31 protein-coding genes, 1 tRNA gene and 2 pseudogenes are annotated in these 25999 nt (G+C 70.0%); 22 read left to right on the plus strand and 12 right to left on the minus strand.

The annotated features are described in order from the left end of the window. Nucleotides 1-67: 67 nt before the first annotated feature. The 9 genes from QM699_RS15810 to QM699_RS15850 all read left to right on the plus strand — a co-directional run bounded on the left by QM699_RS15810 (nt 68) and on the right by QM699_RS15850 (nt 6307). Nucleotides 68-154 (plus strand) — tRNA-Leu (locus QM699_RS15810). Nucleotides 155-211: 57 nt separating this feature from the next. Next, the gene (locus QM699_RS15815; RefSeq protein WP_415012021.1) at nt 212-826 is read left to right on the plus strand and encodes a ribonuclease D; all 615 of its coding nucleotides are present in this window, start codon (nt 212-214) and stop codon (nt 824-826) included. Nucleotides 827-831: 5 nt separating this feature from the next. Beyond that, nucleotides 832-1818, plus strand: coding sequence for a KpsF/GutQ family sugar-phosphate isomerase (locus tag QM699_RS15820; protein WP_415012022.1), 987 nt, complete (start codon nt 832-834; stop codon nt 1816-1818). Next, nucleotides 1818-2441 carry a hypothetical protein gene (locus tag QM699_RS15825; protein WP_415012023.1) on the plus strand — a complete coding sequence of 208 codons (624 nt, stop codon included), beginning with the start codon at nt 1818-1820 and terminating at the stop codon, nt 2439-2441. The genes QM699_RS15820 and QM699_RS15825 overlap by 1 nt, the downstream gene beginning before the upstream one ends. Further along, nucleotides 2441-2995, plus strand: a complete 555-nt coding sequence (gene lptA / locus QM699_RS15830; protein ID WP_415012024.1) for a lipopolysaccharide transport periplasmic protein LptA — start codon at nt 2441-2443, stop codon at nt 2993-2995. Before QM699_RS15825 ends, lptA begins: the two co-directional genes overlap by 1 nt. Beyond that, a complete protein-coding gene (gene lptB / locus QM699_RS15835) occupies nt 2992-3765 on the plus strand; it encodes an LPS export ABC transporter ATP-binding protein (RefSeq protein WP_415012025.1) in 774 nt (257 codons plus the stop codon). Before lptA ends, lptB begins: the two co-directional genes overlap by 4 nt. A gap of 24 nt (nt 3766-3789) precedes the next feature. Beyond that, nucleotides 3790-5151, plus strand: coding sequence for an RNA polymerase factor sigma-54 (gene rpoN / locus QM699_RS15840; RefSeq protein ID WP_415012026.1), 1362 nt, complete (start codon nt 3790-3792; stop codon nt 5149-5151). A gap of 83 nt (nt 5152-5234) precedes the next feature. Beyond that, entirely contained in the window at nt 5235-5810 is a 576-nt protein-coding gene (gene hpf, locus QM699_RS15845) for a ribosome hibernation-promoting factor, HPF/YfiA family (protein ID WP_415012027.1), read from the plus strand. A gap of 32 nt (nt 5811-5842) precedes the next feature. Then, a complete protein-coding gene (locus tag QM699_RS15850) occupies nt 5843-6307 on the plus strand; it encodes a PTS sugar transporter subunit IIA (RefSeq protein ID WP_415012028.1) in 465 nt (154 codons plus the stop codon). A 115-nt stretch (nt 6308-6422) separates the two neighbouring features. Here QM699_RS15850 and galU read toward each other — a convergent pair whose 3' ends face one another. The 3 genes from galU to cysQ all read right to left on the minus strand — a co-directional run bounded on the left by galU (nt 6423) and on the right by cysQ (nt 9081). Then, on the minus strand, nt 6423-7331 hold the full coding sequence (galU, locus tag QM699_RS15855; RefSeq protein WP_415012029.1) for a UTP--glucose-1-phosphate uridylyltransferase GalU: 909 nt from the start codon (nt 7329-7331) through the stop codon (nt 6423-6425). Nucleotides 7332-7481: 150 nt separating this feature from the next. Beyond that, nucleotides 7482-8282, minus strand: coding sequence for a 3-deoxy-manno-octulosonate cytidylyltransferase (locus tag QM699_RS15860; RefSeq protein WP_415012030.1), 801 nt, complete (start codon nt 8280-8282; stop codon nt 7482-7484). A gap of 4 nt (nt 8283-8286) precedes the next feature. Beyond that, on the minus strand, nt 8287-9081 hold the full coding sequence (gene cysQ / locus QM699_RS15865) for a 3'(2'),5'-bisphosphate nucleotidase CysQ (RefSeq protein ID WP_415012031.1): 795 nt from the start codon (nt 9079-9081) through the stop codon (nt 8287-8289). Nucleotides 9082-9255: 174 nt separating this feature from the next. On the opposite strand from cysQ, the gene QM699_RS15870 reads away from it, so the two are divergent. Together QM699_RS15870 and QM699_RS15875 are read left to right on the plus strand one after the other, a co-directional pair. Beyond that, nucleotides 9256-9864 carry a COG3650 family protein gene (locus tag QM699_RS15870; protein WP_415012032.1) on the plus strand — a complete coding sequence of 203 codons (609 nt, stop codon included), beginning with the start codon at nt 9256-9258 and terminating at the stop codon, nt 9862-9864. A gap of 67 nt (nt 9865-9931) precedes the next feature. After that, entirely contained in the window at nt 9932-10846 is a 915-nt protein-coding gene (locus QM699_RS15875; protein WP_415012033.1) for a LysR family transcriptional regulator, read from the plus strand. 31 nt (nt 10847-10877) lie between these two features. Here the strand turns inward: QM699_RS15875 and QM699_RS15880 are convergent, their stop codons facing one another. From QM699_RS15880 to rsmD, 4 genes are read right to left on the minus strand one after another with little or no spacing between them, the layout of a single operon-like run. Then, nucleotides 10878-11198, minus strand: a complete 321-nt coding sequence (locus tag QM699_RS15880; RefSeq protein ID WP_415012034.1) for a DUF86 domain-containing protein — start codon at nt 11196-11198, stop codon at nt 10878-10880. Further along, nucleotides 11195-11521 (minus strand): nucleotidyltransferase family protein, encoded by a 327-nt coding sequence (locus QM699_RS15885; protein WP_415012775.1) that lies wholly within the window; start codon nt 11519-11521, stop codon nt 11195-11197. The genes QM699_RS15880 and QM699_RS15885 overlap by 4 nt, the downstream gene beginning before the upstream one ends. Nucleotides 11522-11537: 16 nt before the next feature. Next, the gene (recQ, locus tag QM699_RS15890; protein ID WP_415012035.1) at nt 11538-13598 is read right to left on the minus strand and encodes a DNA helicase RecQ; all 2061 of its coding nucleotides are present in this window, start codon (nt 13596-13598) and stop codon (nt 11538-11540) included. After that, nucleotides 13595-14158, minus strand: a complete 564-nt coding sequence (gene rsmD / locus QM699_RS15895) for a 16S rRNA (guanine(966)-N(2))-methyltransferase RsmD (RefSeq protein ID WP_415012036.1) — start codon at nt 14156-14158, stop codon at nt 13595-13597. The genes recQ and rsmD overlap by 4 nt, the downstream gene beginning before the upstream one ends. Nucleotides 14159-14230: 72 nt before the next feature. Between rsmD and QM699_RS15900 the strand changes: the two genes are divergently transcribed. The 3 genes and pseudogenes from QM699_RS15900 (at nt 14231) to QM699_RS15910 (ending at nt 16087) form a co-directional block, all read left to right on the plus strand. Next, nucleotides 14231-14719: a peroxiredoxin gene (locus QM699_RS15900; protein ID WP_415012037.1), complete on the plus strand. Its 489-nt coding sequence runs from the start codon at nt 14231-14233 to the stop codon at nt 14717-14719. A 4-nt stretch (nt 14720-14723) separates the two neighbouring features. Continuing rightward, nucleotides 14724-15048 (plus strand): annotated as a pseudogene (locus QM699_RS15905) (YnfA family protein). A 109-nt stretch (nt 15049-15157) separates the two neighbouring features. Beyond that, on the plus strand, nt 15158-16087 hold the full coding sequence (locus QM699_RS15910; protein ID WP_415012038.1) for a DMT family transporter: 930 nt from the start codon (nt 15158-15160) through the stop codon (nt 16085-16087). Between the two features lie 3 nt (nt 16088-16090). Here the strand turns inward: QM699_RS15910 and map are convergent, their stop codons facing one another. Together map and sfsA are read right to left on the minus strand one after the other, a co-directional pair. Continuing rightward, nucleotides 16091-16906 carry a type I methionyl aminopeptidase gene (map, locus tag QM699_RS15915; protein WP_415012776.1) on the minus strand — a complete coding sequence of 272 codons (816 nt, stop codon included), beginning with the start codon at nt 16904-16906 and terminating at the stop codon, nt 16091-16093. Between the two features lie 77 nt (nt 16907-16983). After that, on the minus strand, nt 16984-17688 hold the full coding sequence (gene sfsA, locus QM699_RS15920) for a DNA/RNA nuclease SfsA (RefSeq protein ID WP_415012039.1): 705 nt from the start codon (nt 17686-17688) through the stop codon (nt 16984-16986). Between the two features lie 53 nt (nt 17689-17741). Here sfsA and QM699_RS15925 point away from each other — a divergent pair, with 53 nt between their 5' ends. The 6 genes and pseudogenes from QM699_RS15925 to QM699_RS15950 all read left to right on the plus strand — a co-directional run bounded on the left by QM699_RS15925 (nt 17742) and on the right by QM699_RS15950 (nt 22414). Then, nucleotides 17742-18473 (plus strand): competence/damage-inducible protein A, encoded by a 732-nt coding sequence (locus QM699_RS15925; protein WP_415012040.1) that lies wholly within the window; start codon nt 17742-17744, stop codon nt 18471-18473. A 118-nt stretch (nt 18474-18591) separates the two neighbouring features. Further along, nucleotides 18592-19563 carry an ABC transporter substrate-binding protein gene (locus QM699_RS15930; protein ID WP_415012041.1) on the plus strand — a complete coding sequence of 324 codons (972 nt, stop codon included), beginning with the start codon at nt 18592-18594 and terminating at the stop codon, nt 19561-19563. Nucleotides 19564-19572: 9 nt separating this feature from the next. Then, a complete protein-coding gene (locus QM699_RS15935) occupies nt 19573-20379 on the plus strand; it encodes an ATP-binding cassette domain-containing protein (protein ID WP_415012042.1) in 807 nt (268 codons plus the stop codon). A 160-nt stretch (nt 20380-20539) separates the two neighbouring features. Next, nucleotides 20540-21229, plus strand: a pseudogene (locus QM699_RS15940) (ABC transporter permease); the annotation flags it as partial. Nucleotides 21230-21257: 28 nt separating this feature from the next. Further along, nucleotides 21258-21851 carry a Uma2 family endonuclease gene (locus QM699_RS15945; protein WP_415012043.1) on the plus strand — a complete coding sequence of 198 codons (594 nt, stop codon included), beginning with the start codon at nt 21258-21260 and terminating at the stop codon, nt 21849-21851. A gap of 11 nt (nt 21852-21862) precedes the next feature. Then, complete coding sequence (locus QM699_RS15950; RefSeq protein ID WP_415012044.1) at nt 21863-22414, plus strand: DUF1349 domain-containing protein; 552 nt, start codon at nt 21863-21865, stop codon at nt 22412-22414. Nucleotides 22415-22474: 60 nt separating this feature from the next. Here the strand turns inward: QM699_RS15950 and minE are convergent, their stop codons facing one another. The 3 genes from minE to minC are packed head-to-tail and all read right to left on the minus strand — an operon-like array spanning nt 22475 to nt 24380. Next, on the minus strand, nt 22475-22753 hold the full coding sequence (gene minE / locus QM699_RS15955) for a cell division topological specificity factor MinE (RefSeq protein ID WP_415012045.1): 279 nt from the start codon (nt 22751-22753) through the stop codon (nt 22475-22477). 8 nt (nt 22754-22761) lie between these two features. Next, nucleotides 22762-23574, minus strand: coding sequence for a septum site-determining protein MinD (gene minD, locus QM699_RS15960; RefSeq protein WP_415012046.1), 813 nt, complete (start codon nt 23572-23574; stop codon nt 22762-22764). Between the two features lie 29 nt (nt 23575-23603). Then, nucleotides 23604-24380 (minus strand): septum site-determining protein MinC, encoded by a 777-nt coding sequence (minC, locus tag QM699_RS15965; RefSeq protein ID WP_415012047.1) that lies wholly within the window; start codon nt 24378-24380, stop codon nt 23604-23606. Between the two features lie 261 nt (nt 24381-24641). Between minC and rph the strand changes: the two genes are divergently transcribed. Both rph and QM699_RS15975 read left to right on the plus strand, forming a co-directional pair. Beyond that, a complete protein-coding gene (gene rph / locus QM699_RS15970; RefSeq protein WP_415012048.1) occupies nt 24642-25355 on the plus strand; it encodes a ribonuclease PH in 714 nt (237 codons plus the stop codon). Next, nucleotides 25352-25990, plus strand: a complete 639-nt coding sequence (locus tag QM699_RS15975; protein WP_415012049.1) for a non-canonical purine NTP pyrophosphatase — start codon at nt 25352-25354, stop codon at nt 25988-25990. Before rph ends, QM699_RS15975 begins: the two co-directional genes overlap by 4 nt. The last annotated feature ends 9 nt before the right edge of the window (nt 25991-25999 follow it).

Below are 25999 nucleotides of genomic sequence, written 5' to 3' on the forward strand. Positions count from 1 at the left end.
AAATTCCGCTCTCGCCTGCCGTTGACACCCCCCGCGCGGCCCGTATATGAGCGCGCATCGACACCCTGCCCGGGTGGCGGAATTGGTAGACGCGCTGGTTTCAGGTACCAGTGACCTAACGGTCGTGAAGGTTCGAGTCCTTTCCCGGGCACCAGATTTCAGCTCCGTGGCCGCCTGCCCGAGCCCCGAGCGCAGTTGCCCGAGGACGCGGATGGCGAACCACCTTTACCGCGGCGACCTGCCGGACGGCCTCGACCTCGGCGCCATCGTCGCCATCGACACCGAGACCATGGGCCTCGTCCCGAGCCGCGACCGGCTCTGCGTCGTGCAACTGTCGGGCGGTGACGGTGACGCGCATCTGGTGCAGATCGCGCAGGACCAGACCGAGGCGCCCAACCTGACCCGGATGCTGGCCGACCCGGCCGTGCTGAAGCTGTTCCATTTCGGCCGCTTCGACATCGCGGTGCTGCTGAACCGCTTCGGCGTGACGACCGCGCCGGTCTACTGCACCAAGATCGCCTCGCGGCTGGTGCGGACCTATACCGACCGCCACGGCCTGAAGGATCTGCTGCGCGAGCTGCTCGAGGTCGACATCTCGAAGCAGCAGCAGTCGAGCGACTGGGGCGCGGACACGCTGTCGGTGGCGCAGGTCGACTATGCCGCGTCGGATGTGCTGCACCTGCACCGGCTGAAGGCCGTGCTCGACACCCGCCTCGCCCGCGAGGGCCGCACCGAGATCGCGCAGGCGTGCTTCGATTTCCTGCCGCAGCGGGCCCGGCTCGACCTGGCCGGCTGGGACGGCATCGACATCTTCGCGCACAGCTGACGCCGATGCTGACCGCCCCGCATCCGATCGATTCCGAGGCGCTGCTCGCCGCCGGCCGCCGCGTGATCGAAACAGAGGCCGCCGCGCTCGGCCAGCTGGCCGCGAGCCTTGGCCCGTCGTTCGTCGAGGCGATTGCCCGCATCCTCGCCGCGCCCGGCCGCACCATCGTCTCCGGCATGGGCAAGTCGGGCCACATCGGCCGCAAGATTGCCGCGACCCTCGCCTCGACCGGAACGCCGGCGATGTTCGTGCATCCGGCGGAGGCGAGCCACGGGGACCTCGGGATGATCGCGCCCGAGGACGTGATCCTGCTCCTGTCGAACTCCGGCGAGACGCCCGAGCTGGCCGATCTCATCGCCTATTCCCGCCGCTTCGCGATCCCGCTGATCGGTGTCGCCAGTCGTCCGGGCTCGACCCTGCTGCGGCAGTCCGACGTGGCGATCCTGCTGCCGCCGGCGCCCGAGGCCTGCTCGGTCGGCCTCGCGCCCACCACGTCGACCACCATGACGCTGGCGCTCGGCGATGCGCTGGCCGTGGCGCTGATGGAACACCGGCACTTCACCCCGGAAGACTTCCGCGGCTTCCATCCCGGCGGCAAGCTCGGGGCGCGGCTCACCACCGTCGCCGCGCTCATGCACGGCGGCGAAGAGCTGCCGCTCACCACGCCGGAGTCGCCGATGGCCGACGCGCTGCTCGAGATGAGCCACAAGGGATTCGGCGTGGTCGGCGTCACCGATCCGGCGGGCCGGCTGGTCGGCATCGTCACCGACGGCGACCTGCGCCGGCACATGGCCGGCCTGCTGGATCGCCGGGTGGCCGAGGTGATGACCCCGGGGCCCCGCACCATCTCGACCACGGCCCTCGCCTCCGAGGCGCTCGGGGTGATGAACGCGAACAAGATCACCACGCTCTTCGCCGTGGCGCCGGGCGCCCCCGGCGTCCCGGCCGGCATCCTGCACGTCCACGACTGCCTGCGCGCCGGCGTGGTTTGATGGCGCCGAGACCCGAGGTCCATTCGCGGGTCGTCACCATCCTGAAGCTCGGGCTGCCGCTCGTCGCGCTCGCGCTGGTCGCGTCGGTGTTCCTGGTGCAGACCGACGACCGGCTGGGCGGCACCATCAACTTCTCGGACGCCGACATCGACCAGCTCGGCCAGGGCCTGCGGCTCACCAACTCGGTCTTCACCGGCACCACGCAGAACGGCGACCGCTTCCGGGTCGCCGCCGCCACCGTGATCCCCGATGCCGCGCCGCCGAAGCGCGCGACGATCACGAAGCTCGACGGCTCGCTCGAACTGGTGGAGGGACGGACGGTTTCCGTGGTCGCCGACACCGGCGATCTCGACATCGCGAGCCAGCGGCTCGACATCGCCGGGAACGTGCGGCTCAGTTCGTCGGACGGCTACGAGCTGGCCACCGACAAGGCGACGATCGACTTCGTGTCGGGCAGCTTCATCGCCGGCGACCGGGTGGTGACGACCGGCGCGCTTGGCGAGATCACCTCGGGCAACCTTCACGTTGCGCCGACCACCGCCAGCGGCGAGGCGCGGCGGTTTTCCTTCAGCAATGGCGTGCATGTGATATACGATCCGCCCGACCCGAAACGAGGACCATGATGCGCGCCATCGGCCTAACCGCGGCGGCCTGGCTGTCGATCCTTGCGGCCCAGACCCTCGCCGCTCCCGCCGCGGCCCAGACCACCGTGCCGTTCGGCACGTCGCGCCACGACGCCTCGCAGCCGGTCGAGGTCACGTCCGACCGGCTCGACCTCGATCAGGGCAGTGGCACGGCCGTGTTCTCCGGCACCGTCCGGGTGGGTCAGGGCGAGCTGCGCCTCGCCGCCGACCGGGTGCAGGTGTTCTATGATCAGAAGGCCCAAGGGGGCGCCAACGGGCCGATCCAGCGCCTGATCGCCAGCGGCAACGTCACGCTCGCCAATGGCACCGAGGCGGCCGAGGCGAGCACGGCGACCTATGAGGTCGCGAGCGGTCGCGTCGACATGCAGGGCAACGTGCTGCTCACGCAGGGCAGCAGCGCACTCTCGGGCGACAAGCTTGCCATCGACCTCAACGCCAATACCGCGCGGATGGACGGCCGGGTCCGGACGCTGTTCGTGCCGCAGTCGCGTGGCACGGCCGGCGCCCAGCCTGCCCCCGGCGCCCGGCCATGACCGACGCGCTCGCCGAGCCGGCCGCCGTTTCCGCCCCCGTGCCCGCCGCGCACGGGCTCGTGGTGCGCAACCTCGCCAAGAGCTATCGCAGCCGCCCCGTGCTGCGCGACGTCTCGCTGGAGCTGAGCCGTGGCGAGGTGGCGGCGCTGCTCGGCCCGAACGGCGCCGGCAAGACCACGTGCTTCTACGCGATCGCGGGCCTCGTGCCGCCCGACCGCGGCACCATCCTGGTCGACGGGGTGGATGTGACGTGGCTGCCGATGTACCGCCGGGCGAAGCTCGGGATCGGCTACCTGCCGCAGGAGGCGTCGATCTTTCGCGGCATGACCGTCGCCGACAACATCCGCTCGATCCTCGAGCTGACGATTCCCGACACCGAGAAGCGCCGCGAGATGCTCGACGAGCTGCTCGGCGAGTTCTCGATCACCCACCTGCGCCGCGCGCAGGCGGTGTCGCTCTCGGGCGGCGAGCGCCGGCGGGTGGAGATCGCCCGGTGCCTCGCGGCCCAGCCGAACTACGTCCTGCTCGACGAGCCGTTCGCCGGTGTCGACCCGCTGGCCGTGGCGGACATCCGCGGGCTGGTGCGGCACCTGACCGAGCGCGGCATCGGCGTGCTGATTACCGACCACAATGTGCGCGAGACGCTGGATATCGTCGACCGAGCCTATATCCTGCACGACGGTGCTGTCCTCATGTCTGGCACGCCCGACGAAGTGGTCCGCGACGACACCGTGCGAAAGGTCTATCTGGGAGAGGGCTTCCGCATCTGAGGAAGCCGGCGGGGGCAGGTTCGGATGGCACTCGCGCCACGCATAGAGATTCGCCAGACGCAGTCGCTGGTGATGACCCCGCAGCTGCAGCAGGCAATCAAGCTGCTGCAGATGTCGAGTATCGACCTTGCCGGCTATCTGGCGGCCGAGGTGGAGAAGAACCCCCTGCTCGAACTCGGGCCGGCGCCGACTGCGCCGGGGGTGACGGGAGCCATCGGACGGCGGGCCGACGACGATGGCGACTGGCTCGACGGCATCGCCGCCAACGTCACGCTGCACCAGCACCTGCACACGCAGATCCGGCCGATGCGCGGCACGCCCCGCGTGATCGAGGCGGCGCTGCTCATCGCCGACGAGCTGGAGGACGACGGCTACCTGCGTGTCCCGCTGGCCGAGGTGACGGCACGGCACGGGCTGCGCGCTGCCGACGCGCTCGCCGGGCTGACGCTGGTGCAGGCGTGCGACCCGTCCGGGGTCGGCGCGCGCGACCTCCGGGAGTGCCTGTCGTTGCAGCTTCGCGACCAGAACCGGCTCGACCCGGCAATGCAGGCGATGCTCGACAACCTCGCCCTCGCCGCGAAAGGCAATCTGGTCGAGCTGGAGCGGGTCTGCGGGGTCGATGCCGAGGATGTCGCCGACATGCTCGCCGAAATCCGCGCCCTCGATCCGAAACCCGGCCTGCGATTCGCCCAGACGCGGGTCGAGGTCGCGGTGCCCGACGTCTACGTCAGCCGTGCGCCGGACGGCACGCTGAACGTCGAGCTGAATGCCGAGAGCCTGCCGCGGGTGCTGATGAACAACGTCTATGCCACCCGGATCGGCAAGGACGATTCGGAGGCGCGGGCCTTCGTGTCGGAGTGCAGCACCCGGGCGAGCTGGCTCATCCGCAGCCTGGAACAGCGCGCCCGCACGATCCTCAAGGTGGCGATCGAGATCGCCCGCCGGCAGGACCGCTTCTTCGACACGGGCACGCCCGGCCTGCGCCCGCTGACCCGGCGCGCCGTGGCGGAACAGCTCGGCCTGCACGAGTCGACCGTCAGCCGGGTGACGGCGGGCAAGTACGTCGCCTGCGAGCATGGCTGCTACGAATTTTCCCACCTGTTCGTATCGGCGATCCAGGCGGTCTCGGGCGGCGAGGCCTATTCGTCGGCCGCGGTGCAGGATCGCATCCGCAGCCTGGTTGAGGCCGAGCCGGCGCGCCGCACCCTGTCCGACGACAAGCTGGTCACACTGCTCAAAGGCGAAGGGATAGACATTGCACGCCGCACGGTTGCGAAATACCGTGAGAGCATGGGCATTCCGTCCTCCGTCGAACGTCGTCGCCTCCGGGCAAGGCCGTCTGCGACACGGGAGATCGCCGCGGGCGCCGGCCGGTCACGCGATTGACAACGGGGGGTGGGGCGTCCATAGGGTCCGCCCGTTGGGGGCGGACACGGCGAGCCGGTCGGTGAAGTTCGAAGGGCGAAGCAATGCGCATCCATATCAGCGGCAAACAGATGGACATCGGGGACGCCCTGCGTACCCACGTCGAGGATCGCCTCGGCGAGGCCGTCGGCAAGTATTTCGACCGGCCGGTCGATGCCGTGGTGACGTTCTGCAAGGACCGGCACCAGTTCGTCGCGGACTCTTCCGTCCATCTCTCGACGGGCATGACCGTGCAGGCCAGCGGCAAGGCGGATGAGGTCTACGCGAGCTTCGAGGGCGCGGTGGAGCGGATGGAGAAGCAGCTCCGCCGCTACAAGCGCCGCTTGAAGGACCATCATCGCGACCGGCAGAACCCGATCGAGGCGATGGAGGCGGCGGCATACGTGCTGCGTGGCCACGACGATACCGACGGCGAGGAGCCCGCGACGCTCCAGCCCGTGATCGTCGCCGAGATGGCGACCCGCGTGCCGAGCCTTTCGGTCGGCGAGGCGGTGATGCAGATGGAGCTCGCGGGCGCCCAGCTGCTTGTCTTCCGGAACGACGCGCACGGTGGGGTCAACGTGGTGTACCGTCGGGATGATGGCAACATCGGGTGGGTCGACCCGAAGAACGCCCAGTAGGCGGCGAGGCGGTCAGGCGAGGAACGCTCTTCATGGAGCTATCGGACATACTCGGCGTCGAAGCCGTTCGCGCGCCCTTGAAGGCCACGAGCAAGAAACGCCTGCTCCAGGATCTCGCCGAAATGGCGGAGGCGGTCTATGGCCTGCCGTCCACGGTCGCCTACAAGGCCCTGATGGACCGCGAGGCGCTGGGGCCGACCGGGGTCGGCCGCGGCGTCGCGATCCCGCACGCCCGGTTCGCCGGTGTCGACCGGGTGATCGGCATGTTCACCCGGCTGGAAAAGCCGGTGGATTTCGAGTCGATCGACCGCCAGCCGGTCGATCTGGTCTTCGCGCTCTTCGCACCGGAGAGCGCGGGGGCCGAGCACCTGAAGGCGCTGGCCCGGGTGTCGCGCACGCTGCGCAGCGAAGCGGTGTGCGCCAAGCTGCGCTCGACGTTCGACCCGTCCGCGCTCTACGCGATCCTGACGGACGGCAAGGCCGAGCGGGCCGCCTGACCGGCCTCCCGGCCGGCCATGACTACGCATCACCCGGACCGCCACGCCTGAAAAGCCGAGGGGTCCCGCCCGTTACCGAGCGAGACCCCCCAAGGATTGCAGCCTGCGCCGATGCTCAGCCGCGCGCAGCGACCTTCGAGCCGATGCCGAGCTCGGTCTGGCTGACGGTCCGCAGGAAATCCAGGAACTCGTCGCGCAGCTCCGGCCGCGCCAGACCGAAGGCCACGGTCGCCTGCAGGTAGCCGGGCTTCGAGCCGCAGTCGAAGCGCCGGCCCTTGAAGCGGAAGGCCGACACGTCGTTGTGCGCCGCGATCTCGCGCGCGATGGCGTCGGTCAGCTGCACCTCGCCCCCGGCGCCGGTCTCGGCATCCTCGAGGTTGCGCAGCACGTTCGGTGCCAGGATGTAGCGACCGATCACCGCGAGGTTCGACGGGGCGACCTCGGCCTTCGGCTTCTCGACCATGCCGCGAACCGGCATCACGGAGCCGACCGCCTTGTCGACGTCCAGAATGCCGTAGGACGACACGCTCTCCACCGGAACCTCCATCGCCGCGACCATGTTGCCGCCGCGATAGTTCTCGATCATCTGCTGCAGGCAGGGCACGTCCGCGTCGATCACGTCATCGGGCAGCAGCACGGCGAACGGCTCGTCGCCGATCAGCTTGCGCGCGCACCAGACCGCATGACCAAGGCCGCGGCGCTCCTGCTGCCGCACGTAGGCGACCGCGCCCGACTCCATGTCCGTCTGCTTCAGCGCCTCGAGCAGCGCGGTCTTCTTGCCGTCGCGCAGCGAAGCTTCGAGTTCCGGCGCGCCGTCGAAATAGTCCTCAAGGGCGCTCTTGCCGCGCGAGGTGACAAAGATGAATTCCTTGATCCCTGCGGCGCGCGCCTCGTCGATCGTGTACTGGATGAGCGGCTTGTCGACCAGAGGAAGGATTTCCTTCGGCACCGACTTCGTGGCCGGCAGAAACCGCGTCCCGAAGCCCGCCACCGGAAGGACCGCCTTCGTTACCTTGTTCGTCATCTCGTCCCCAACTGTCTACTCGTCAAGACCGTGAACCCCACGATGGCGGTTCTGTTCCAGAAGATCCCGTGGCGCGCATTTTACCCACGGGTTCCCTAAACACAATTGCCGTTTCTGGTCCGTTGCCTCGACCTTGCGGCTGATTGTTGCCTACGGCAGCCCCAACCCTTGAAGGATTCCTTCGATCTTCGGCACGTCCGTCGGGTTGTTGAGTTCCCAGAATGGCCGGCCACGCGCCTCGACTTCCACGCAGGTCACGGGCACGCCGTTTTCCATGAAGCGGAGCTGTTCGAGCCCCTCCCAGGTTTCCAGCCGGCCGACCGGCCAGCCGCCATAGGCGGCCAGCGCCGCGCGGCGGTAGGCGTAGACACCGACGTGGTGAAAGACCGGGATTTCCTCGTCCGGCCCGAGGGTGCGGCCGGTGTAGGGCAGCACTTCCTTCGAGAAGTAGAGCGCGCGCATCGCCCGGTCGAACACCGCCGTCGTCGCGCCGACCCGGCCGTTGCGCCGGTCCTCCAGGAAGCTCGCGAGCGCCGCCGCATCGGTGCGCAGCACCGGCGTCGCCACCTGCGCCAACGGATCGGCCTGCATCGCCTCGACCAGCGCGGCGACGAACCAGGGCGGGGTGAGCGGCGCATCGCCCTGAAGGTTGACAACGATGTCCCACTCCGGCCCGAGCCCTTCGGCCACGACGGCACAGCGCTCGGTGCCGTTGCGGCAGGTCTCGGGCGTCATCACCACCTCGGCGCCGAAGCCGCGGGCGGCATCGGCGATGCGCCCGTCGTCGGTCGCGACCACCACCCGGTCGACGCCCTCGACCGCCATTGCCGCCTCCCAGCTGCGGCGGATCAGGCTCCGCGCCTCGCCCGTCGCGCCGCGCAGCTCGGCGAGCGGCTTGCCGGGGTAGCGGGTCGAGGCGTAGCGCGCCGGGATGGCGATCAGGACCGCCATGGGATCAGGCCGGAACCAGGTCGATGCCCGGGGCGAGCGCGATGAAGAACGGGTTCTCGAAGCCCGACTTGCCATAGGCGAGCGGCGTGTGGTCGTCGAAGCGCACCACCTCGCCGCCGGCGCCGAGCAGCACGGCCTGGCCCGCCGCGGTGTCCCACTCCATCGTGCGGCCGAGACGCGGATAGAGGTCGGCCTCGCCGGCGGCGACGAGGCAGAACTTCATCGACGAGCCGGCCGAGCGGAAGTCCGCGACGGCGTACTTCGCGATATAGTCGTCGGTGGCCTGATCGCGGTGCGACTTGGAGGCGACGACGACGAGGCCGGCCGGATCGGGCTTGCCGACACGGAGCGGGGTCAGCGCGCCGGGCTCGGCGCCGAACGGCCCCGCCTCCTCCTGCGACTGCCCGGCGGCGTCGGTGTAGAACAGCCGGCCCTTTGCCGGGGCATAGACCACGCCGCGCGTCGGCACGCCGTTCTCGATCAGCGCGATGTTGACGGTGAAGTCGCCGCGGCGCTGGACGAATTCCTTGGTGCCGTCGAGCGGATCGACGAGGAAGAACACCGGCGCCTTGATCGCGTGGCTGGCCGCCTGCTCCTCGGTGACGGCCGGAATCTCGGGGAACGCGGCCGCGAGGCCCGCGGCGATCAGCTTGTCCGCCCGCTCGTCTGCCTCGGTGACGGGCGAGGCGTCGGACTTGGTCTTCACCTCGAAGTCCGGGCTCTCGTAGACCTGCATGATCTCCGCCCCGGCCTCGAGCGCCAGCGTGCGGATGGTCGTGACGATGCGCGCGTAGTCCATGCTCTTGTCCCCTCTTACTTTACAATCCCGCCGCGCCCGGTATGGACCGCGCCGCCGGGGTTTGTAAACATGACTGACAAAACCAACGTCCAGAGGAACATCATGGACCGTGAGGCAAGCCGCGGCCGGGCACCGCGGGAACAGGATACACGCGCGGCGCGTGGGAGCAGGGCGGTGAAGGGCGGACTCGCGCTCGGCCTGCTGCTGCTGGCGCTTCCCGGCGCGGGCCCGCTGCCGTCGCGCTTCGACGTGGTGGGCGTCGCCGGCGACAGCGCGCTGAACGTGCGGGCCGAACCGAACGCCTCGGCGCCGGTCGTTGCGACGCTCGCACCGGACGCCCGCGGCGTCGAGGTGGTGGCGCTCGATGCGTCGGGCCGCTGGGGCCGGGTCAACGCCGGGGAGGGCTCGGGCTGGTCGGCGATCCGCTACCTGCAGGAGCAGCCGGGCGTCTGGCCGGCCGGGGCGCTGCCCGCCGGGATGCGCTGCTTCGGCACCGAGCCGTTCTGGTCGCTGGTGCCCGAGGGCACGACCGCGCGACTCGAGACTCCAGACGGGAGCGAGAGCTTTGCGCTGACCACGCTCGACCGCGGCCACCCCGCCGATCTGAACCGCGCATTGCTCCTGAAAGGCAACGGCGGCGAGTCGACCGTGACGATCACGCCCCAGGCCTGCAGCGACGGCATGTCCGACCGCCTGTTCGGCCTTGAGGCGCTGATGGTGCGGAACGGCCCCAACGGATCGCAGCTTCTGTCCGGCTGCTGCTCGGTCGCCGCGCAGCGCTGACCCCGGCCGCGCCGGCACGCCGGGCGTGCCGGTTGCCGGGCCATGGCGGGGCAGGATACGCTTCGCCATGGCCCTTCGCTTCACCCTCCGACAACTGGAATACTTCGTCGCTGTCGGTCAGGCCGGCAGCATCGCTGCCGCCTCCGATGCCGTGAACGTCTCGCCCCCGTCGATCTCGGCCGCGATCTCGCAGCTGGAGCGGGAGTTCGGCATCCAGCTCTTCATCCGCCAGCACGCGCAGGGCCTGTCGCTCACACCCGGCGGCCGGCGCTTCTTCGGCGAGGCGAAGCTGGTGCTCGAGGCGGCCGACGGCCTGCACGAGCTAGCCGCCGACATCGCGCACGCGCCACGCGGGCCGATCGGCATCGGCTGCTTCGCGACGCTGGCACCGCTGGTGATCGCCGGCCTGCGCCGCAGCTTCGAGGCCGCCTTCCCCGAGGCCACCGTGACGCAGGCCGAGGGCGACCAGGAGCGGCTGCTCGGGATGCTGCGCCGGGCCGAGATCGACGTCGCCGTGACCTACGACCTCGAGATTCCGCAGGATGTCCGCTTCCTGCCGCTGGTCAACCTGCCGCCGCACGCGCTGCTTGCCGCGGGCCATCCGCTCGCCACACTGCCCGAGGTGACGCTCGAGCGGCTCGCGGACGCGCCCATGGTGCTGCTCGACCTGCCGCTCAGCCGCGACTATTTCCTGTCGCTCTTCGCCGCCGCCGGCCTGCGCCCGCGCATTGCCGAGCGGACGCGCGACATGGCCGTAGTGCGCAGCCTCGTCGCGCACGGCTACGGCTATGCCCTGGCCAACGTCCGGGCCGGCAGCGAGCGCGCCCTCGACGGCACGCCGCTCTGCCGCGTCCCGCTGGCCGGCCCCCACCGGGCGATGGCAATGGGCACCGCCACCATGCGCGCGGAGCACAAGACCCGGCTCGTCGCCGCCTTCGAGGCCCACTGCCGCGATCGCCTGCCGGCGATGGAGTGGGGTTAGAGCGATGCGAGCGCGCGTTCGGCCGCTCGCCTCACCATGGGGAGATCCGACCTGATCGTGCACCAGACGACAGCGAGATGATCGCGAAATAGGCGTGCGTGAGCACGTTGCGCATTTCCTTGGCCGACCGCAGCGGCAGATCCGGGTGGCGCATCGCAAACTCTCGATCCGCACGCTCGATGTTTCCGGCCGCCTCGCCGATGATTTCGAGATTGCGGATCACGGCATCCTGAATCAGTTCGCTCGCCACGAAACCCTCGAAAGCGAGAGCTGCCGTGTAGCGGTCGATCCGCATCACGGCGTCGATGATGTGGGTCAGCCAGTCCCCGATGCGGGAGCTTCGCTGCGTCACAGGGGTCTGGCTTGCTGAAGCACCGTGCCGCGGACCTGCTCGGGGAGAGCGTGGGGGGTGAGCACGTCGACCGGGAGGCCGAGCAGCTCCTCAAGCTCCGCCTTTATCGCTCCGGGATCGAAGAGCGTCGTCTCCGCCGTCGGATCGACGAGAAGGTCAAAGTCGCTTCCTTCCGAATCCTCGCCGCGCACCACCGAGCCGAAGACACGGGCGTTCCTTGCCCGGTGCGAGGCGACAATTCGCCGTATGGCATCGCGGTGGCGTCGGAGGATTTCATTGCCGCCCGCTCGCGTTTGCGTCGTCGGCGAAGTATCTGCGGCAATGCGCGCGCGTGCAACCTCACGCCGCCGGGTGGAGGATGGCGAGGAAGGCCGCGCCGAAGCGTTCGGCCTTCTGCGGCCCCATGCCGGAGATCTCCTCCAGCTCGGCCAGGGTGCGGGGGCGGCGCTCTGCGATCCTTGCCAGCGTCGCGGTCGCGCAGGTCAGCGGCTTGTCGAGGCCGCCGGCCCCGCGGGACAGCGCGACCTGCGCGGCGTGCAGCCGGTCGATGAGCGCACCCTCGGCCTGGCCCGCGACGCGGAGGCGGGCAGGATGCAGCGGGCGCGGCGCCGCGCCGGTCACGACCGCGAGGAAGTCCGCGCCGAAGCGTTCGAGCTTGACGGCGCCGACGCCGGTGATGCCGGCCATCTCGTCCAGCGTCTGCGGCCGGCGGGTCGCCATCTCGATCAGCGTCCGGTCGGGGAAGATCACGTAGGCCGGCACGCCCTGCTCGTCGGCGAGCGCCCGTCGCCGGGCCTTCAGCGCCGCAAGCAGCCCCTCGTCCTCCTCGGAGACCAGCGCCACCGGCTCCGGCCGGGCCGACTTGGCGGCGCGGGCGATGCTGTCGGCGCGCAGCTCCAGGCCCTGCTCGCCGCGCAGGATCGGTCGCGCGGCTTCGGTCAGCCGCAGGGCGCCGTGGCGCTCCGGGTCCGGCCGCACGAGGTCGAGGCCCATCAGCTGCCGGAAGATCGCCTGCCATTCGGATTTCGAGTGGTCCCGCCCGACACCGAAGGTGGGCAGGCGGTCGTGGCCGCGCTGGCGCACCTTGTCCGTCGCCTCGCCGCGCAGGATATCGACGAGGTGGCCGGCGCCGAAACTCTCGCCGGTCCGCAGGATCGCCGAGAACGCCTTGCGCGCGGCTTCGGTGCCGTCGAACAGCTTCGGCGGGGTGCGGCAGAGATCGCAGGTATCGCAGGGCGGGTCGTAGCGCTCGCCAAAATAGGCGAGCAGCGTCTGCCGGCGGCAGCGATGCGCCTCCGCCAGGCCGAGCAGCGCGTTCAGCCGGGCATGGTCGGCCTGCTTGCGCTCCATCGGCGCCGCGCTCTCGTCGATCTGGGTCCGGCGCAGGCGGATGTCGTCGGGGCCGTAGAGCGTCAGGGTGTCGGCCGGCGCGCCGTCACGCCCGGCACGGCCGATCTCCTGATAGTAGGCTTCGATCGACTTCGGCAGGTCGGCGTGGGCGACATAGCGGATGTCCGGCTTGTCGACGCCCATGCCGAAGGCGATCGTGGCGCAGACGATCAGCCCGTCCTCGCGCTGGAAGCGGGTCTCGGCGAGGCGCCGCGAGTCGGGATCGAGGCCGGCGTGGTAGGCGAGAGCGGTGTGGCCGGCGTCGTTCAGCGCGGCGGCGAGGGTTTCCGTGCGGGCGCGGCTGGCACAGTAGACGATGCCCGACTGGCCCTTGCGCGCGGCGACGTAGGCGAGGATCTGCCGGCGCGGCTCGTCCTTGGGCGCGAAGGCAAGCGCGAGGTTCGGGCGGTCGAAACCGCGCAGGAAGCTCGCGGGCGCCTCGCCGTCGAACAGGCGCCGGACGATCTCGGCGCGCGTCTCCTCGTCGGCGGTGGCGGTGAGCGCGACGGTCTGGATGCCACCGAGCGCCCGGCGCAGCTCGCCGATGCGCAGGTAGTCGGGGCGGAAGTCGTGGCCCCACTGGCTGACGCAGTGCGCCTCGTCGACGGCGAGGAGGGCGGGGCGGATCCGCCGGAGCAGCTGTCCGGTGCCGGCGGCGGCCAACCGCTCCGGCGCCATGTAGAGCAGCTTCAGCCGCCCGGCATCGAGCGCGGCGAAGGTCTCCTCCGCCTCCTCGGGCGTCGACTGCGAGGTGAGCGCCCCGGCGGCGACGCCGGCGGCGGTCAGCGCGCGCACCTGGTCGCGCATCAGCGCGATCAAGGGCGAGACCACGAGGGTGACGCCGGGGCGGGTGAGCGCCGGCAGCTGGTAGCAGAGCGACTTCCCGCCGCCGGTCGGCATGATCGCGAGTACGTTGCGGCCTGCCTCGACGGCCGCGACGATTTCCTCCTGACCGGGGCGGAAGTCGGGGAAACCGAAGACGGAGCCGAGGAGGCGGCGGGCCTCGGTCATGGGGCGGTAAGCTCGTAGAGGAAGACCATGCTGTCCCCATACTGGCGGTGGTCGCGCAGGGTCAAGCCGGGCAGAGCCGCGGGGTGAACCCCCTCCTCCCACGCGATCGTCGCCCCCGGCGCGATCCAGCCGCCGGCGAGCGCCGAAGCGATCGCCTGCTCTCCGAGGCCCCGGCCATAGGGTGGGTCGAGAAAGACCATCGTCGCGGGCGCGCCCGGATTCACCCCGAGCCGGGTGGCGTCGCGGGGCAGGACATGGGCCGCGTCACCGGCCTTCACCCGCGCGAGGTTCGCGCCGAGCAGCTTCAGCGCCGGGCGGCCCTGCTCGACGAACGTCGCCGAGGCCGCGCCGCGCGACAGCGCCTCGAGCCCGAGCGCGCCGGTACCGGCGAAGAGGTCCAGGACGCGGGCGCCGTCGATCGGAGCGTGGCCACCGTGGGCGAGCAGGTTGAACAGGCTCTCCCGCACCCGGTCGGTGGTCGGACGCAGGCGCGCGGCCTCGTCGCCGGCACCGACCGGTACGAGAGCGGTGCCGCGCCAGCGGCCGGAGATGATGCGCATCGGCTTTCCCGAGTTGATCGCTCCGTCTATATGTCGCGCCCAGGGATCCGGCAAACCGGGAAGGAAGGCGCGATGACGATTGCGGTTGGAGACAAGCTGCCCGAGGCGACACTGATCGAGAAGACCGACGCGGGGCTCGCGCCGGTGACGGTCGGCGCGCTGACCAAGGGGCGGAAGGTGGTGATCTTCGGCCTGCCCGGCGCCTATACCGGCACCTGCTCGACCCGGCACCTGCCGAGCTTCATCGGCGTCGCCGACAAGCTCCGGGCCAAGGGCGTGGACGAGATCGTCTGCGTGGCGGTGAACGATCCGTTCGTGATGGGCGCCTGGGGCGAGGGCGCCGGGGCCGGCAAGGCGGGGGTCCGCATGCTCTCCGACGCGGGCTCGGAGCTGACCGGCGCGCTCGGGCTGCGCTTTACCCGGGCCGAGGCGGGGCTCTACGACCGCTCGAAGCGGTACGCGATGTACGTGGAAGACGGCGTGGTGCGGGTGCTGAACCTCGAGGCGAACCCGGGCGAGTGCGACATCTCCGGCGGCGAGACGATGCTCGCCGCGATCTGAGCCGGTGCGGGCGCTGGCGATCTACGCCGCGGCGGCGCTGGCGGAGATCGCCGGTTGCTTCGCGGTGTGGATGTGGCTGCGGCAGGGGCGCTCGATGCTCTGGCTCGCCCCCGGCGCGGCCGCGCTCGTCGCCTTCGCGGCCCTGCTCGCGGCCAGCCCGGCGGAACAGGCCGGCCGGGCCTATGCGGCCTGCGGCGGGGTTCTACGTCGCCGCCTCGCTCGCCTGGTTCTGGGCGATCGAGGGCGCCCGGCCGGACCGATGGGATCTCACGGGCGGCGGGGTCGTGCTGCTCGGCGCGGCGGTGATCCTGTGGGGACCGCGGGCGTAAGATAGACGATAACTCCTTGATCTAAAAAGATCCGGGAAGACAAACTTCGCCGGGAGCCGCGCCGCGAGGCGGCGGGCGGCAGCCCGGCGGTCTGGAGGATCGCGGCATCATGGGCATCGGCGTGGCGGCAGAGGCTCCGCGCGCTCCGGCGCGGACGCTCGGCATCGGCGTCGCGCTGATGGCCGGCGGCTATTTCGTCTTCGCGATGAACGACGCGCTGGGGAAATACCTCGTGGCTTCCTTCGGCGTGGCGCAGCTGGTCGCGATCCGCTCGATCGGCAGCTTCCTGATCCTCGGCCCCATGCTGCTCCGCAAGGGCGAGAACCCGTTCCGCCGCGTCGAGCGCCCGGGGCTGCAGCTCGCCCGGGTGGCGATCACCACGCTCGACACCGGGCTGTTCTATGCCGCCTGCGTCTGGATGCCGCTGGCGGACGTGATGACGTTCTACATGGCCGGGCCGATCTACACGCTGCTCGCGGCGCGACTGCTGCTGGGCGAGCGGATCGGCTGGCGCCGGTGGGCGGCGATCGCCGCGGGCTTCGTCGGCGTGCTGGTCGCGCTCAATCCGTCCGTGGCGACGCTGACCGGACCGGCGCTGATCGCGCTCGTCGGCAGCGTCTGCTATTCGCTGGCGCTGGTGCTGAACCGGATGCTGGCGGGCACCAGCGGCACGGCGCTCGGCACCTTCCAGACCATCGGCACGCTGGTCGCCGCGGCGGCGTTTGCGGTCTTCGACTGGCGGCCGCTGACCGGCGCGGGGGTGTTCTGGATGATGTTGCTCGGCGTGGTCGCCATCACCGCCCACCTGATGATCATTCAGGCGCTGAAGCTCGCGCCCGTCTCCGTGCTCGCGCCGTTCCAGTATTCGCTGCTGCTCTGGGGCATCGTGATGGGCTGGGCGATCTTCGGCGACGTGCCGGAGTGGAACGTCCTCGTGGGCGCGGCGGTGATCGTCGCGGCCGGGCTGTTCATCTTCCGTCGCGAGCAGGCGGTGAAGCCGGAGGTGACGGCGGCGGAGCTGACGGCGAATTCGCCCTGAGGCTCAGCCGTCCGCGCGGTCCCAGGTCGGATGGAAGCGACCCGTGGGCGACAACGTGAAGATCTCGCAGCCGGTCTCGGTGACGCCGACGGCGTGCTCGAACTGCGCCGAGAGCGAGCGGTCCTTGGTGACGGCGGTCCAGTCGTCATCGAGGATCTTGGTCTCGGGACGGCCGAGATTGATCATCGGCTCGATCGTGAAGAACATCCCCGGCTCGAGAACCGGCCCGGTGCCCCAGCGGCCGTAGTGCAGCACGTTCGGCGCGGCATGGAACACCCGGCCGATGCCGTGACCGCAGAAGTCGCGCACCACGGAGCAGCGATGGCCCTCGGCAAAGCGCTGGATCGCCGCGCCGATGTCGCCGAAGGTGTTGCCCGGCGCGACCTGGGCAATGCCCTCCATCAGCGCCTCGTGGGTGATGTCGATCAGCCGCTCGGCCTTCCGCGGCGGCTGGCCCGCCACGTACATCCGGCTCGAATCGCCGAACCAGCCGCCGACGATCACGGTCACGTCGATATTGAGGATATCCCCGTCGCGCAGCCGCTTGTCCGACGGAATGCCGTGGCAAACGACGTGGTTGATCGAGATGCAGCTGGCGTGGCGGTAGCCCTTGTAGCCGACGGTGGCCGACGTGGCGCCAGCGGCGCGGATCATGTCGTGGATCTGCGTGTCGAGTTCGAGCGTACTGACACCGGGGACGACCGCCACGGCGATGCGGTCGAGGATGTCCGCCACCAGATGCCCGGCGACGCGCATTCCGGCAAAGTCCTCCGGACTGTGCAGGCGGATGCCATCCTTGTTCAGGCGGCCGGTCAACATCTGATCCAACGCGGGCTCTCCGGGCATGATCCCCGGATGTAGATCCGTGGTCGTCGATTTGCAAATGACAGTGCGGCTTAGGGTGCCACCGGCAAAGGGCCGCCGAGGATAATCCCCTGCCTGTCCATTCGGGTGGCATGGGCCAGCACTTCCACGCCTGCGGCCCTCGCCGCGGCGCAGGCGGCGGCATAGGCGGGGTCGAGATCGGCAGCGACGGCGAATCGGTCACAGTCGCTGCGCTGGACCACGTAGAGCAGGACGGCGCGGTGGCCGGCGGCGACCATCGCGGCGAGATCCGCGAGGTGGCGGGCGCCGCGGGCCGTCACGCTGTCGGGAAACTCGGCGAGCCGGCCGGTGCGGCGGAGGTGGACGTTCTTCACCTCGAGGTAGGTGTCCGGCCGCCCCGTCCCGGTGAGCAGGAAATCGACCCGGCTCTTCGCGGCGTAGCGGACCTCCGGCCGGACCCGCTCGTAGCCGGCGAGCGCGGGGATGCGCCCCTCGGCCAGCGCCTCGGCGACCACGCGGTTGGGCACGCTCGTGTCGATGCCGGCCAGCGCGCCGTCCGAAAGCTCCGCCAGCCGCCAGGAAAACGCCAGCGCGCGCCGCGGGTCGGCGACGGGCTCCAGCCAGACGGTGAGGCCCGGCTCCTTCAGGCCCAGCATGGCGCCGGGGTTGGCGCAATGCGCGGTGACGGCGCGGCCGTCGTCGAGGATGACGTCGGCGAGAAACCGTCTATACCGCTGGATCAGGCGGCCGCGGACGAGGGGCGTGGCGAAGCGCATGGCGCTTCCCTTGGCCGAAGGCGGGCCGAAGGACAAGCGCGAGGACCCCTGCGATGACAATCCCCACCGCCGCGATGCTGACGATCGGCGACGAGATCCTCTCCGGCCGCACCCGCGACGCCAACATGCCGCTGCTGGCGCTGGCCCTCGGCGAGAAGGGCATTTCGCTGCGCGAGGCCCGGGTGGTTCCCGACGTGGCGGAAGAGATCGTCGCGGCGGTGAACGCGCTCAGGGCGCGCTACGATCACGTCTTCACCTCGGGCGGCATCGGGCCGACCCACGACGACATCACCGCGGACTGCATCGCCGCGGCGTTCGGCGTCGGAATCGACGTGCGGGAGGACGCACGGGCCATCCTCGCGACCAACTACGCCAATCCGGCGGTGGACCTGAACGCGGCGCGGCTCCGGATGGCGCGCATTCCCGACGGCGCGACGCTGATCGACAACCCGGTGTCGAAGGCCCCGGGCTTCACCATCGGCAACGTGCACGTCATGGCCGGGGTGCCGGCGGTCTTCGAGGCCATGGTCGCGGGTCTCCTGCCGAAGCTGACGGGCGGGCAGCCGCTGCTGAGCGGCACGGTGCAGGTGCTGCGGGGAGAGGGGATCATCGCCGGCCCGCTGGGCGAGATCGCCCGGGAGCACCCGGAGGTGTCGATCGGCTGCTATCCGTTCAATCGCGGCGGGGTCTTCGGTGCCAACCTCGTGGCGAGAAGCGTGGATGCCGCGGCGCTCGCAGACGCCCTCGCCGCGCTCGAGAGCTTGAAAGTCAGCGTCGGGGGTTGACCGCGGGACGCAATGTCGGCGTTGCCGCGCGGCGGGAAAACCATTTGAATGGCCGCTTGCGCCGGTGGGTGGGACTGGCGGCGCGGCCGGCGACGGCCCCACAGCAGGAGAGCGACGAATGATCGGACGGACAGGGATTCTCGGCCTTCTCGCGGCCAGCGCCATCGCCGGTGCCGCGTCGGCGGCAGACAAGGTGACGGTCGCCTATTTCCTCGAGTGGCCGACGGCGAACCAGGTCGCCCAGGTCGACAAGACCTATGACAAGGAAATGGGCGTCGAGGTCGACTGGCGGGCCTTCGGCAACGGCAACGAGATGACCCAGGCGATGGTCTCGGGCGACGTCGATATCGCCTACAGCCAGGGCTTCGTGCCGTTCGTGGTCGGCGTGACCAACGGCGCGCCGCTGAAGCTCGTGGGGATCGCGGTGACGTATGCGGAGAACGATCTCTGCATCGTGCGCGACGACGCCGGGATCACCAAGGACAACGCCAAGGAGCTGGAAGGCAAGAAGGTGGCGACGCCGACCGGCAACGTCACGCACTACAAGCTGCTCCGCACGCTGACCCATCTCGGCGTCGATCCGGCGAAGGTCGACATCGTGCAGATGAACGGCGCGGATGCGGCGGTGGCGCTGGTGCGCGGCGATGTGGTGATGGCCTGCGCCTTCGGCGGGCCGCTCGACCGGATGCGCACGGTCGGCAAGCCGCTGATGACCGGGGCCGAGCAGGAGGCGATCGGGATCAACACCTTCGACGTGATCTCGGCGACCGACAGCTTCGCGGAGAAGCACCCGGACCTGCTGAAGAAGTTCCTCGCGGTCACGGACGCGGCGAATGCGGCCTACAAGAAGGATCCGGGCGCAGCCTACGAGATCGTTGCGGGCGCCGCGGGGATGGATCTCGACGCGACCAAGGCGATGATGGCCAACTTCGGCTTCCCGACCAACGAGGAACAGCTCGGGCCGAACTGGCTCGGCGGCGGGGTGCAGGAAGCGGCGAAGGGCGTCGCGGACGTGATGGCGTCGACCGGCAACCTCGACAAGCCGCTCGACGACTACGCGAAGTTCGTCGATCCGAGCTTCCTGAAGTAAGGCGGAGCGTTGTCCGGCATCCGCATCGACGACGTGTCCATGATCTACACGCTGCCGGACGGCGGCAGCGTGAAGGCGCTCGACCGGGTGGCGCTCGACATTCCCGAGGGCCAGATGGTGGCGATCCTCGGTCCCTCCGGCTGTGGCAAGACCACGCTGCTCAACATCGTCGCCGGGTTCCTGAAGCCGACGGCCGGCGCCGTGGTGGCGGGCGGCCGCACGGTGACGGGGCCGGACGCCGACCGCGGCATGGTGTTCCAGCAGGGTGCGCTCTTCGAGTGGATGTCGGTGGCCGAGAACGTCGGCTTCGGCCCACGCATGGCTGGGCGGCCGCGGCGGGAGATCGCGGCACTGGTTGCCGACCTGCTCGGCCGCGTGGGGCTCGCCGGATTTGCCGACACGCCGGTCTATCGCCTGTCGGGCGGGATGCAGCAGCGGGTGGCGCTCGCCCGCTGCCTCGCCAACGACCCGGGCGTGATCCTGATGGACGAGCCGCTCGGCGCGCTCGACGCGCTGACGCGCGAGAAGATGCAGGGGCTGGTGCTGCGGCTCTGGAAGGAGACGGGCAAGACCATCGTGCTCATCACGCATTCGGTCGAGGAGGCGCTGTTCCTCGGCGAGCGGCTGATCGTCATGGCACCGCGACCCGGGCGCGTGGTGCGCGACATGGCCCTGCCCTTTGCCGAGATGGCGCTGGTCGAGCAGGCGCGGTCGGTGAAGGCATCGGCAGAGTTCGTGCGGGTGCGCGAAGAGGTGCTGTCGATGATCTGGAGCATGGAGGAGGAGATCATGGGCGGGGCACACGATGGCGCGTGAGCCGGGGCGCCTCGCGATCTGGCTCGGGCTGGCCGACGGGCCGCTGACGCGGGCGAAGACGGTGCGTTTCGGCGACGCGAGCGCGATCCGCTCGGGGCGGATCTGGTCGATCGTCATCGTCGTGGCGCTGGTCGGCCTCTGGGCCGTCGCCTCCCGCTACGGCTGGATCCCGGCGTTCTACTGGCCGCCGATCGGCGCGACGTGGGACCGGCTGGTAAAGCTCGCGACCGAGGGTTTCCGCAACGTCCCGTTGTGGCAGCACATCGGCATCAGCGTGTTCCGCGTCCTCTCGGGCGTGTTCTTCGGCGCACTGGTCGGGATCCCGCTCGGCTTCGCCATGGGGCTGTCGTCGGTGGCGCGCGGCCTCTTCGACCCGTTGGTCGAGTTCATGCGGCCGATCCCGCCGCTGGCGCTGATCCCGCTCATCATCCTGTGGTTCGGCATCGGCGAGCTGGCGAAGATCGTGCTCCTGTTCCTCGCCGCGCTCTTCATCATGACGCTGGCGGCGCGGGCCGGCGTTTCGGGCGTGGCGATCACCAAGGTGCATGCCGCCTACTCTCTCGGTGCCTCGCGGACGCAGATCCTGCGCCACGTGATCCTGCCGAACGCGCTGCCGGAAATCTTCACCGGGCTGCGCACGTCGATGGGCGTCTGCTGGAGCACGGTGGTGGCCGCCGAGCTGGTGGCCGCCGACAAGGGGCTCGGCTCGATGATCATGATCGCGAAGAACTTCCTGCAGACCGACACGGTGGTGATCGGCATCGTCATCATCGGCCTGATCGGCTACGCGATCGAGCTGCTGATGCGCTGGGCCGAGCGGCGGCTCGTGCCGTGGAAGAGCGGCGCGTGATGCGCTATGCTCGCGGCCGGAGGAGCCGATGAACGAGCGACCGACGATCGTCCGCCAGCCTGCGACGTACCAGGACGTGCTGGATGCGCCGGAGAACATGGTGGCAGAGCTGATCGACGGGACGCTTTATCTGCAGCCGAGGCCGGCGTCGCCGCATGCCCGAATGGCGTCCGGGCTCGGCGGCGAGCTTTACGGTCCGTATGACCGTGGAAGCTCGGGGCCGGGAGGATGGTGGATCCTCGACGAGCCCGAGCTTCACTTCGGCGCCGACGTTCTCGTTCCCGATCTGGCCGGATGGCGCCGCGAGCGGATGCCGAGGATGCACTCCGTTGCCTCCTTCGATCTCGCGCCCGACTGGGTGTGCGAGGTTGCGAGTCCGTCCACCCGCAGGTTGGACCGGAGCAGAAAGCGGGACATCTATGCGGCAGCGGGTGTGCGATACCTCTGGTTGGTCGAGCCGGTCGCACGCACGCTCGAAGTCTTCGAGTTGCGCGATGGTCTCTGGTCCTTGCTCGCGACCATCGTCGACGAGGGCGAGCATCGGATTCCGCCGTTCGAGACGGTGCCCATCGACCTGACCGGCCTCTGGGCCGAGGACGATCAGGGCGAACCGGAAGCCTGAGGGAGAGCCGGTTGCATTGGTTGAACGAGCCGCCCGCGTGGCGGGAAGAGGCGGGCGTCCTGCATGTCGTGACCGGGGACAGGACGGATTTCTGGCGGCGCACGCACTATGGCTTCATCCGGGACGACGGGCACGCGCGTCTCTCGGCGGTCGAGGGCAATTTTGCCGCGGAGGTGGCGTTTCGCGGCGACTATGAAGCGCTCTACGATCAGGCGGGGCTGATGCTGCGGGCCGATCCGGCCAACTGGATCAAGGCGGGGATCGAATTCGTCGCCGGGCAGCGGATGCTGAGCGTCGTGGTCACGCGCGAAGTGTCGGACTGGTCGACGATGCCCTGCCCGACGGACGCCGAGTGGATCCGCCTGCGGCTGACCCGGATCGGATCTGCGCTGCATGTCCATTGGGCCGGGGATCGCGGCGCGTGGCGGATGCTGCGGCTCGCGTATTTCCCCGAAGGCGCGGCGGCGGTCGGGCCGATGTGCTGCTCGCCGCAGCGGGCGGGCTTCGAGGCGGCGTTTCGCGGTTTCACGATCGGCGCGCCGGAGACACCGGGCGAGGGGTGACGGATCCGGCGCCCGGCGGGGGATCCCGTCGGGCGCTGGGAGACGCGAGGGCCGCTCAGGTCAGGCCGCGCCGCGGGCGTGGTTGCGCTGGCCCGGCAGCTCGATGTTGATCTCGAGCGTCGACAGCTCGTCACCGCGCTCGAGCTTGATGTCGACACCCTCGTCACCGACACGCATGTAGCGCTGGATCACCTCGAGGATGTCGCGCTGGAGCATCGGCAGATACTCCGGGCTCGAACGGTCGGTGCGTTCGTGCGACAGCAGGATTTGCAGCCGCTCCTTGGCGGAATCGGCCGAGGTGACCTGGCGGGGGCGGCGGAAGAAGTTGAGCATGCTCATGCCCTCCCTCACGCCGTCCGCCGCAGCAGCCGCTGGAACAGGCCCTGCTTCTCCGGCTGGATCTTCATCTCCAGCTGCTCGCCGATCAGTCGCGACACCGCGTCCTCGTACGCCTTGCCGGCGTTCGACTTGGTGTCGAAGGTGACGGGCGTGCCGACGTTCGACGCCTTCAGCACCGCGGTGCTCTCGGGGATGATGCCGAGCAGCGGGATCGACAGGATCTCGAGGATGTCCTCGACCTTCATCATCTCGCCGCGGGTGACGCGCGCCGGGTCGTAGCGCGTGAGCAGCAGATGCGCCTTGACCCCGCCCTCGCCCTTTTCGGCGTGGTGGGTCTTCGACGACAGCAGCCCGAGCACGCGGTCGCTGTCCCGCACCGAGGAGACCTCGGGGTTGGTGACGACGATCGCCTCGTCGGCGTAGTACATCGCGAGGTGCGCGCCGCGCTCGATGCCCGCCGGGCTGTCGCAGATGATGTAGTCGAACTGGTCGCGCAGCTCGTTCAGCACCTTCTCGACGCCCTCCTTGGTCAGCGCATCCTTGTCGCGCGTCTGGGAGGTCGGCAGGATCGACAGGTTTTCCAGCCGGCGGTCGGTGATGAGCGCCTGCTTGATCTTGGCGTCACCCTGGATGACGTTGATGAAGTCGAACACCACCCGGCGCTCGCACCCCATGATCATGTCGAGGTTGCGCAGGCCGACGTCGAAGTCGATGACGACGGTCTTCTTGCCGCGCATCGCGAGGCCCGCGCCGATGGCGGCCGTGGAGGTCGTCTTGCCGACGCCGCCCTTGCCGGAGGTGACTACGATGATCTTGGCCAAGCGATGCTCCCTTGTTTCGATGCTGCGGTTTACTTGAGGGGTTCGACGCAGAGGGTGTCGTCCTTGAGAAACGCCTGCACGCGGCCACGGCGGACGGCGGGGCCGAGGTCGTCGCTGGTCCGATAGAGGCCGGCGATGGCGATCAGCTCGGCCTCGAGGCTCTGGCAGAAGATCCGCGCGCTCCGGTCGCCGTTGACGCCGGCCAGCGCCCGGCCACGCAGCGGGCCGTAGACGTGGACGTTGCCGTGGGCGATCAGCTCGGCACCGGAGCTGACGGGCGCCATCACGATCAGGTCGCCGCGGTCGGCGAAGATGCGCTGGCCCGAGCGGACGGGCTCGGTGATGAGCAGCGACGGGCCGGGCTCGGGCGCCGGCGGCGCGGCTTTCGCCTCCGCCCGTGTTGCGGTCTCGGCCTTGACCTCGGCGGGCGCGGAACGCGCGGCGCCGCGCTCCAGCGAGGCTTCCCTGCCGCCCTGCAACGTGATGAGGCCCGCGCCGAACGCGGCCACGCCCTGGTCGGGCGTCGCGCCCTGGATGCCGACGGCGAAGAGCTTGCGAGCACGAAGCTGGTGGACGAGCTTCACGAACTCGGCCTTTTCCGCGAGATCGGTGGCGTGCTCGACGTCGAGAACCAGCGGGGCGTTGACGAAGAAGTGCGGCGCCTGCCGCATCAGGGTGTCGAGCGCCGTGAAGAATCCGGCATCCGGCGCGCCCGCAAGACGCAGGACGACGGCCGTGAACGAGCGGCCGCGAACCTGCAGCGGAGTTGCCGCGACGCTAACTTGAGCCCCTGGCTTGGGATTCACGGATTGCACTGGCGCGCCTGCTTCACTGCTGCGACATCTCGGGGGGATGCTTCTTGAAACCCATCATATTGTGTTTCTGCCAGCCTGCAACCTCAAGATCGCAGTCTCTATAGATGATTCTCGGGGGTAGATTCAATCATTGGTTGAATTTTGATGAAACCTTGCGCTCTGACGTGGGACTCGGGCGGTGGCCGTCGGCTGGACGCCGGGCGCCCCACGCGATATGGACCCGGACCACGAAGGCCCGAAGGAGTTTTCCGCATGCGTCCATCCGGCCGCGCCACCGATGCGCTCCGCCCCGTCACGATCGAAACCGGGGTTGCCCGCCATGCCGAGGGATCCTGCCTGATCCGCATGGGCGATACGCATGTGCTCTGCACCGCCAGCGTCGAGGAATCCGTGCCGCCGTTCCTGCGCAAATCCGGACTCGGCTGGGTGACGGCGGAGTACGGCATGTTGCCGCGGGCGACCACCACCCGCGGCCGCCGTGAGGCGGCGGCGGGCAAGCAATCCGGGCGGACCCAGGAGATCCAGCGGCTGATCGGGCGGTCGCTGCGGGCGGCGGTCGACCGGCCGGCGCTGGGGGAACGGCAGATCACTGTCGACTGCGACGTGCTACAGGCCGATGGCGGCACGCGCTGCGCCTCGATCACCGGCGGCTGGGTGGCGCTGCGCCTCGCGGTCAACGGGCTTCTGAAGGCCGGCACGATCAAGAGCGACCCGCTGTCCGGCCACGTCGCCGCGGTCAGCTGCGGCATCTACGGTGGCCAGCCGGTGCTCGACCTCGACTATGCCGAGGACAGCGTGGCAGGCACGGATGCGAACTTCGTCATGACCGGCGCCGGTGGCCTGATCGAGGTGCAGGGCAGCGCAGAGGGCGCGACCTTCAGCCGGGCCGAGCTGAACGCGCTGATGGATCTGGCCGAGAAGGGCGTCGCCGAACTGGTCGCGGCGCAAGCAGCGGCCATCGGATGACGGGGCGACCGGTGGATCACCCGGGCGCGACCCGAAGGCTCCAGCCCGGGCGGCTGGTGGTTGCCACGCACAACCTCGGCAAGCTCGAAGAGTTTCGCAAGCTGCTCGCCGGCCATGACGTCGAGCTGGTCTCCGCCGGCGAGCTTGGGCTCGCCGAGCCGGCCGAGACCGAGACCAGCTTTCTCGGCAACGCCCGGATCAAGGCACACGCCGCGTCGAGCGCGAGCGGCCTGCCGGCACTGGCCGACGACTCGGGAATCGAGGTCGATGCGCTCGACGGAGCGCCGGGCGTCTATACCGCGGATTGGGCCGAAGGGCCGGGCGGTCGCGATTTCGCCCGGGCGATGACCCGGACCCACGACGCCCTGCTGGCGAGCGGCCGGCCGGAGCCCTGGACCGCGCGGTTTCGCTGCACGCTGGTGCTGGCGTGGCCGGACGGACACGACGAGGTGTTCGAGGGACGGATCGAGGGCCGCTGTGTCTGGCCGAGGCGCGGGGCCGAGGGCCATGGCTACGACCCGATGTTCCAGCCGGACGGCACCGCGGTCACGCTGGGTGAGATGACGCTGGCAGAGAAGAACCGGATCAGCCACCGCGCCGACGCCGTGCGCCGGTTCGCTGCCGCCTGCCTGTGAGGAGGGCTC

The sequence above is a fragment of the Amaricoccus sp. genome (assembly GCF_047602525.1).
Taxonomy (GTDB): Bacteria; Pseudomonadota; Alphaproteobacteria; order Rhodobacterales; family Rhodobacteraceae; genus Amaricoccus.